The 7,208-nt window shown below is 72.2% G+C and carries 5 protein-coding genes; all 5 read left to right on the top strand.

Translation table 11 applies throughout. The features are described from left to right. The first annotated feature begins 183 nt into the window (after positions 1-183). The 5 genes from mtrA (at position 184) to hpf (ending at position 7,067) form a co-directional block, all read left to right on the top strand. Positions 184-873, top strand: coding sequence for a two-component system response regulator MtrA (gene mtrA / locus ACFWIA_RS22225; protein ID WP_385486775.1), 690 nt, complete (start codon positions 184-186; stop codon positions 871-873). Between the two features lies 1 nt (position 874). Beyond that, positions 875-3,094 carry an MtrAB system histidine kinase MtrB gene (mtrB, locus tag ACFWIA_RS22220; RefSeq protein WP_387007703.1) on the top strand — a complete coding sequence of 740 codons (2,220 nt, stop codon included), beginning with the start codon at positions 875-877 and terminating at the stop codon, positions 3,092-3,094. Positions 3,095-3,194: 100 nt separating this feature from the next. Beyond that, positions 3,195-4,976 (top strand): LpqB family beta-propeller domain-containing protein, encoded by a 1,782-nt coding sequence (locus ACFWIA_RS22215; RefSeq protein ID WP_387007701.1) that lies wholly within the window; start codon positions 3,195-3,197, stop codon positions 4,974-4,976. A gap of 529 nt (positions 4,977-5,505) precedes the next feature. Then, a complete protein-coding gene (locus tag ACFWIA_RS22210) occupies positions 5,506-6,039 on the top strand; it encodes a ComF family protein (RefSeq protein WP_387007699.1) in 534 nt (177 codons plus the stop codon). Positions 6,040-6,368: 329 nt separating this feature from the next. Beyond that, positions 6,369-7,067, top strand: coding sequence for a ribosome hibernation-promoting factor, HPF/YfiA family (gene hpf / locus ACFWIA_RS22205; protein ID WP_385486783.1), 699 nt, complete (start codon positions 6,369-6,371; stop codon positions 7,065-7,067). Positions 7,068-7,208: the final 141 nt, after the last annotated feature.

Raw genomic sequence — 7,208 nt, 5'->3', positions numbered from 1 at the left:
TTGGTTTTTGTTATAACCCCCCCGGCCGCCCCCGTTTGGGGGGGGGGGCGCCGGCGGTGTAATGCGGGGCCCGGGCGGGCGCGCGGCCCACCGCGTAGGTGGGCGCCTCGTCGCCCACCGTCACAGCACCGGCACGCGCCGGTCTGTGTGTCAGGTCACGCCAGGTAACGATGAGCTAATGGGATGATGTCGTTTATGAAGGGACGAGTCCTTGTCGTCGACGACGACACAGCACTGGCCGAGATGCTCGGCATCGTGCTGCGTGGTGAAGGTTTTGAACCGTCGTTCGTCGCAGACGGCGACAAGGCGCTGGCCGCCTTCCGGGAGGCCAAGCCGGATCTGGTCCTCCTCGATCTGATGCTGCCCGGCCGCGACGGCATCGAGGTGTGCCGTCTGATCAGGGCGGAATCCGGAGTACCGATCGTCATGCTCACAGCAAAGAGCGACACGGTCGACGTCGTCGTGGGCCTGGAGTCCGGCGCCGACGACTACATCATCAAGCCCTTCAAGCCGAAGGAGCTGGTCGCCCGGATCAGGGCCCGACTGCGGCGCTCGGAAGAACCCGCACCGGAACAGCTGGCCATCGGGGACCTCGTCATCGACGTCGCCGGTCACTCGGTGAAGCGGGACGGCCAGTCCATCGCCCTGACCCCGCTGGAGTTCGACCTGCTGGTCGCGCTCGCCCGCAAGCCGTGGCAGGTGTTCACCCGTGAGGTCCTGCTGGAGCAGGTCTGGGGCTACCGGCACGCCGCGGACACCCGACTCGTCAACGTCCACGTGCAGCGGCTGCGCTCCAAGGTCGAGCAGGACCCCGAGCGCCCCGAGATCGTGGTGACCGTGCGCGGCGTCGGCTACAAGGCCGGACCGAGCTGACATGCCCAGGGACGACAGCACCGTCTCGGCCCCGGCACCCGGTGTTCCGGGTGCCGGGGCCGGCCGGCCTGTCGCCCGGAACACTCCGCGCGCCCGGCTCCGGCAGCTCCTCGACAGCGGACTCCTGCTCCAGGGCGGAGTCCAGGGCAGCCCGGTCCTGAGGCTCTTCGCCCGCTGGGTGCGCCGCCCGCTGCTGCCCGCCGTACGGCTGTGGCGCCGCAACATCCAACTCAAGGTCGTGGTGACGACCCTGCTGATGTCCCTCGGCGTCGTGCTGCTGCTCGGCTTCGTCGTCATCGGCCAGGTCCGCAACGGCCTCCTCGAAGCCAAGGCCACGGCCTCCCAGAGCCAGGCCACCGGCGGGTTCCAGGACGCCGAGTCCCGCGCCAGGTCCGCCGGCGAGGCCACCCCCGAGGGCGGCGCCCCGGACGGGTCGCCCGGCCAGAACGCCGCGATCTGGCTCAACGACCTCGTCCAGCAGCTGTCCAGCAGCGGAGAGGGCGCCTTCAACGTCGTCACCCTCTCGCCGCTCAACGAAGGCGGCACCGGCACCGGCACCAGCAGCGCCCGCGCCCCCCGGGGCTCCGGCAACGTCGACGCGTCCGCCAGCGTTCCCGCGGCCCTGCGCGAACGCGTCGACGACCACAGCGGCGTCTCGCAGAGCTACACCCGCATCGTCTACCACGACGGCCGCCCCTCGCAGCCGGGCCTCGCCATCGGCAAGCAGCTCAGCAGCCCGCAGACCGACCGCTACGAGCTGTACTACCTTTTCCCGCTGACCCAGGAGGAGAAGTCCCTCAGCCTGGTCAAGGGCACCCTCGCCACCGCCGGGCTGTTCGTCGTCGTCCTCCTCGGCGCCATCGCCTGGCTCGTCGTGCGGCAGGTCGTCACCCCCGTCCGCATGGCCGCGGGCATCGCCGAACGGCTCTCCGCCGGGCACCTCCAGGAACGCATGAAGGTCACCGGCGAGGACGACATCGCCCGCCTCGGCGAAGCGTTCAACAAGATGGCGCAGAACCTCCAGCTCAAGATCCAGCAGCTGGAAGAGCTCTCCCGCATGCAGCGCCGGTTCGTGTCCGACGTCTCCCACGAACTGCGCACGCCCCTCACCACCGTGCGGATGGCCGCCGACGTCATCCACGAGGCCCGCGAGGACTTCGACCCCGTCACCGCGCGCTCCGCGGAGCTCCTCGCCGACCAGCTCGACCGGTTCGAGGCACTGCTCGCCGACCTGCTGGAGATCAGCCGGTTCGACGCGGGCGCGGCGGCCTTGGAGGCCGAGCCGATAGACCTGCGCGAGGTCGTCCGCCGGGTCGTCGGCGGCGCCGAACCCCTCGCCGAGCGCAAGGGCACCCGGGTCCGGGTCGTCGGCGACCAACAGCCCGTCGTCGCGGAGGCCGACGCCCGACGCGTCGAGCGGGTCCTGCGCAACCTCGTCGTCAACGCCGTCGAACACGGCGAGGGCCGCGACGTCGTGGTCCGGCTGGCCGCCGCGGGCGGCGCGGTCGCCGTCGCCGTGCGTGACTACGGCGTCGGACTCAAGCCCGGCGAGGCCACCCGCGTCTTCAGCCGCTTCTGGCGTGCCGACCCGGCCCGGGCACGCACCACCGGCGGAACCGGCCTCGGCCTGTCGATCGCCCTGGAGGACGCACGGCTGCACGGCGGCTGGCTCCAGGCGTGGGGCGAGCCCGGCGGCGGCTCCCAGTTCCGGTTGACCCTGCCCCGCACCGCCGACGAGTCGCTGCGCGGCTCCCCGATACCGCTGGAGCCCGAGGACTCACGACGCAACCGGGACGCGGTACCGACCGGAGCGGCGACGACCGGGGGCGCCCCGACCGGCGGCAAGTCGACCGCGGGCGTGCTGACGACCGTACCGGCGCAGGGCGCCACCGGATCGGGCACCGACGCCGAACGGTCCGGTGTCGCCGGGATATCCGGCGTCTCCGGGATATCGGGCATGCCGTCCCCGCCGCCGCGCTGCGGCCCGGCCGTGGACCCGGCGGCCCTCCCCCGCAACGGCGCCCGGGTCGTCCCCCGCCCGACGGACCCGTCACACGGCGACACCGCCCCGAACGAGACCGCTCGCAACGAGGCCCCGCGAGGTGGAACCTCCCGGAACGGGGCCGCGCCCGGGAGCGGGGGCGCACGAACGGCGCACGGCGGAGCACCGGCCGGCACGGCACTGGACCACACGGCGAACGGGGAGGGGGCCCGTGGCTGAGCCCGGACCACGGCGGGGTCGAGGCGCACGAGGGGCCCGGACCCGGTGGCGCGGCACCGTGCTGGCCTGCTGCGGCGCCCTGCTCGCGGGGTGCGCCTCCATGCCCGACAGCGGCGACCTGCGCGGAGTCGAAGCCTCCCAAATGCCCGAGTCCCAGGTCAGGGTCTTCGCGATGCCGCCCCGCGACAACGCCGAGGCCGCGGAGATCGTCCAGGGCTTCCTGGAGTCCCTGACCAGCGACGACCCGCAGTTCGAAATGGCCCGCAAGTACCTCACCAAGGAAGCGTCCGAGGAGTGGCGCCCCGAGGTCGCGACGTCCGTGCTCGCCGACGGCCCCCACACCACGCCCGAACGCCCGGGCAGCAAAGACACCCGGGTCTTCACGCTCACCGGCACCCGGGTCGCCACCGTCGACGCCCAGCAGGCGTACCGCCCCGCCGACGGCACCTACAGCCAGCCCGTCCACCTGACCAAGGACAGCGCCTCCGGGAACCAGTGGCGCATCGACCGGCCGCCCCGTGGCGTCGTCCTCGGCGAGTCCGACTTCCTGCGCATCTACCGGCCGGTCAACAAGTACTACTTCGCCGACGACGGCTCCCCGGGACAGGGGCAGGAACGCCTCGTCGCCGATCCGGTGTACGTCCGCCAGCGCGTGGACCCGGTCACCCAGACCGTACGGCTGTTGCTGGACGGGCCCACGCAGTGGCTGGCGCCGGTCGTCCGCTCGGAGTTCCCGAGCCGCATGCGCCTCAAGAGCGGCACCGAGTCGCTGGCACCCGACAGCCACAACACGCTCAAGGTGCCGATGGAACCCGCCGCGAACGGGGTCGGACAGCCGCAGTGCACCAAGATGGCCGCCCAACTGATCTTCACCCTCCAGGACTGGGCCGCGAACGGCATCGAAGAGGTGGAGATCCAGCGCTCCGACGGTTCGCCGCTGTGCCGCCTCACCGCGGACCGCGCGGAGACCGTCGCACCGCACCGCACCGCCGGCCGTCCCGACTACCAGTACTTCCTCGACGCCAAGAAGCGGCTGGTCCGCCTCCCGGGCGTCAGCACCGGCGCCGACCCCGAACCCGTACCCGGACCGCTCGGCACCGAACAGCAGCCGCTCAGCACGGCCGCCGTGTCGCGCGACGAGGAGCGGGCCGCCGGGGTCTCCCCGGACGGCCGCAGGCTCTACGTCGGGGCGCTCGCCGCCGCGGCCTCGCTCGGCGAACCCGTGCTGCGCAGCAGGGCCAAGGCGGAGAAGGACGGTTTCACCACCCCGAGTTGGGACGGCCGCGGTGACCTGTGGGTCGCCGACAAGGACCCGCGCAACCCGCGCCTCTACCTGCTGCACCAGGGCGCCGGGGCGCCGGTCGTCGTCCGGATACCGGGCATGGAGGGCAGCCGGATCGAAGCGGTGCGGGTCGCCGCCGACGGGGTGCGCATCGCGCTGCTCGTGGAGCAGAACGGCCAGCGGACGCTACGGATCGGCCGGGTCGAGCGGGACCGGTACGACGGTGCCGCGGCGGGCCGCGGCGACAGCAGCGGAGCGGGCGACGAGCCCGGGGCCACCGAGGTCGCCGTGCTGGAACCGCGGGCGGTGGCACCCCAGTTGGAAGAGGTCACGGCCATGTCCTGGGCGGGCGGCAGCCGACTGGTCGTGGTCGGCCGGGAAAGCGGCGGTGTGCAGCAGATCCGGTACGTGCACACGGACGGTTCCACCCCGGCGAGCGGGGCGCTGCCCGGGCTCACCGGCGTCCAGGAGATCGCCGCGAGCGACGACGACCGGCTGCCGCTGGTCGCCCACTCCGACGACGGGATCGTGCGGCTGCCCCCCGGGGAGCCCTGGCGCACGGTGCTGAAGACCGGGAGCTCGCCCGTCTATCCGGGGTGACCCCCTTCCCTTCCCTGTCCGGTGCCCCACCCCGGGCGGCTGTGCGCCCGTGACGGCCCGGACCGTGAGCACCTGCCGCTCGTGCGCACGGGTGTTCCGTCCCTCGGGCGACCCCGATCGGGTGATCCGGTGCGCAGGAGGGCGGGAGCGTCGGGGAGTGAGGGCCCGCGCGGCCCCTCCTGGTGGGGCGGAGGCACGGCGACACCGTTGCCCGCCGGTACGGTCGCGCCTCCGGCTCACTGTGCGTATCCGCTGGTCAGAGCAGTCAGGCCGAGTTATCCACAGGCCCTTGTCCACAGGGGTGGCCGACTCCTCCCACCCTTGGCACAGTGGAGTCATGCGGCGCTGCTGGCAGGACTTCACCGACTTGGTACTGCCGACCGGGTGCGGCGGCTGCGGTACCCCCCGGACGGCTCTGTGCGCACGGTGCCGGGTCCGGCTGACCGGAGGGACGTCGCAGCGGGTGCGTCCACGGCCCGAACCGTTCGGGCTGCCGGTGGTGCACGCGGCAGCGCCGTACGAGGGTGCGGTGCGCGAGCTGGTGCTCGCGCACAAGGAGCGCGGCGCCCTCGGCCTGGCGAGGCCACTGGGCGAGGCGCTGGCGGGAGCGGCGGAAGCGGCGGGGGGAGGGGAGGGGGCGGGGGTGGGGGGAGCCCCCCGGACGATCCACCTGGTCCCGATGCCCTCCTCGCGCGCCGCGACCCGCGCCCGGGGACACGATCCGACGCGCCGGATCGCGTTGGCGGCTGCCGGGGCGCTGCGGCGGGCCGGGCGGGTCGCGCAGGTGGTGCCCGTGCTGCGGCAACGGCGCGGCGTGGTGGACCAGGTGGGCCTCAGCACGCGGGAGCGCCGGGCGAACCTGGACGGTGCCCTGTACCTGGTCACGGGAGGTGACGCATTGTTCTCGGAAAGTGGGCGGGTGGTGATCGTGGACGATGTGATGACGAGCGGCGCGTCATTGACGGAAGCCGCTCGTGCATTATCGGGCGCGGGCGGGGTAAAAGACCTGACTGCCGTCGTCGTGGCCGCCCCTCCGGATTCTTTCGAAATGAATCGGAACTGACCGGGAAGGTGCTTCGTTGCAGGTAGTGAGAGGTTCTATTCGCAGGAACGGAGGTGTGGCGACAGGGAGGGTGACGCCATCCGTCCGAGCGAGATATGTTCGGTTGTGAGGGAAAGGCAGATGCCGGACCTCGTATATCGGAATGCCTTGTCTGTGTCCTGGGGTTCTGTGGTTTTTCAGAATCATCCAGGGACGGTGGGTGGAGATCTTGTCCTCGGGGGAGGAGGAGGTGAAGGTCACCGAGTCCGTGGCCTCGGGAACACCGGGGCCTGGTGCAAGAGGGAGACGCCCCGCCGAGTGGGTGGGGCCATCCGGGAACGGAGTTCTGCGTGGACATCGTCGTCAAGGGCCGCAAGACCGAGGTGCCCGAGCGGTTCCGGAAGCACGTGGCCGAGAAGCTGAAGCTGGAGAAGATCCAGAAGCTCGACGGCAAGGTGATCAGCCTCGACGTCGAGGTGTCCAAGGAGCCCAACCCCCGGCAGGCCGATCGGTCCGACCGGGTGGAGATCACGCTCCGGACCCGCGGCCCGGTGATCCGGGCGGAGGCGGCGGCAAGCGACCCGTACGCGGCACTCGACCTGGCGACGGACAAGCTTGAGGCGAGGCTGCGCAAGCAGCACGACAAGCGGCGCACCCGCCGCGGCAACGGCCGCATCCCCGCGGCTGAGGTCGCCGACGTGGTCCCCGACGCCGCGCATCTCAACGGGGACGGCACCATCGCCCGGGACGAGGAGCCCGACGGCGGCGGGGTGCCCGTCCGGAAGATCGGCTCGCTGGAGGTCAAGGGCGACGGCCCCCTCGTCGTCCGCGAGAAGACCCATGTGGCGGCCCCGATGAGTCTCGACCAGGCGCTCTACGAGATGGAGCTGGTCGGACACGACTTCTATCTCTTCGTCGACTCCGAGACGAAGGAGCCCAGTGTCGTTTACCGACGGCACGCCTACGACTACGGTGTCATCCACCTCTCGACGGACACGATGGTCACGCACATCGAATCGGCGGGCGCGGGCGGCGCGCTCGGCGGCTGACACCGGCCCACCACGACTCAATGGCGTGGCCCCCGGGGGCCGGTGCGCCCCCCCGGGGCCCCCCCCGCGCGGGCCTGCCCCGGGGCCGCGGCTCGGTGGGACTACTTGAGGAAGCGGGACGTCCGACGGTCCGCCAGCGGT

Origin of the sequence: Streptomyces sp. NPDC127068, assembly GCF_042724695.1 — a bacterium.
GTDB lineage: Bacteria > Actinomycetota > Actinomycetes > Streptomycetales > Streptomycetaceae > Streptomyces.
The sequence above is the reverse complement of the archived record's forward strand: the minus strand, read 5'-3'. Positions and strand labels throughout refer to the sequence as shown.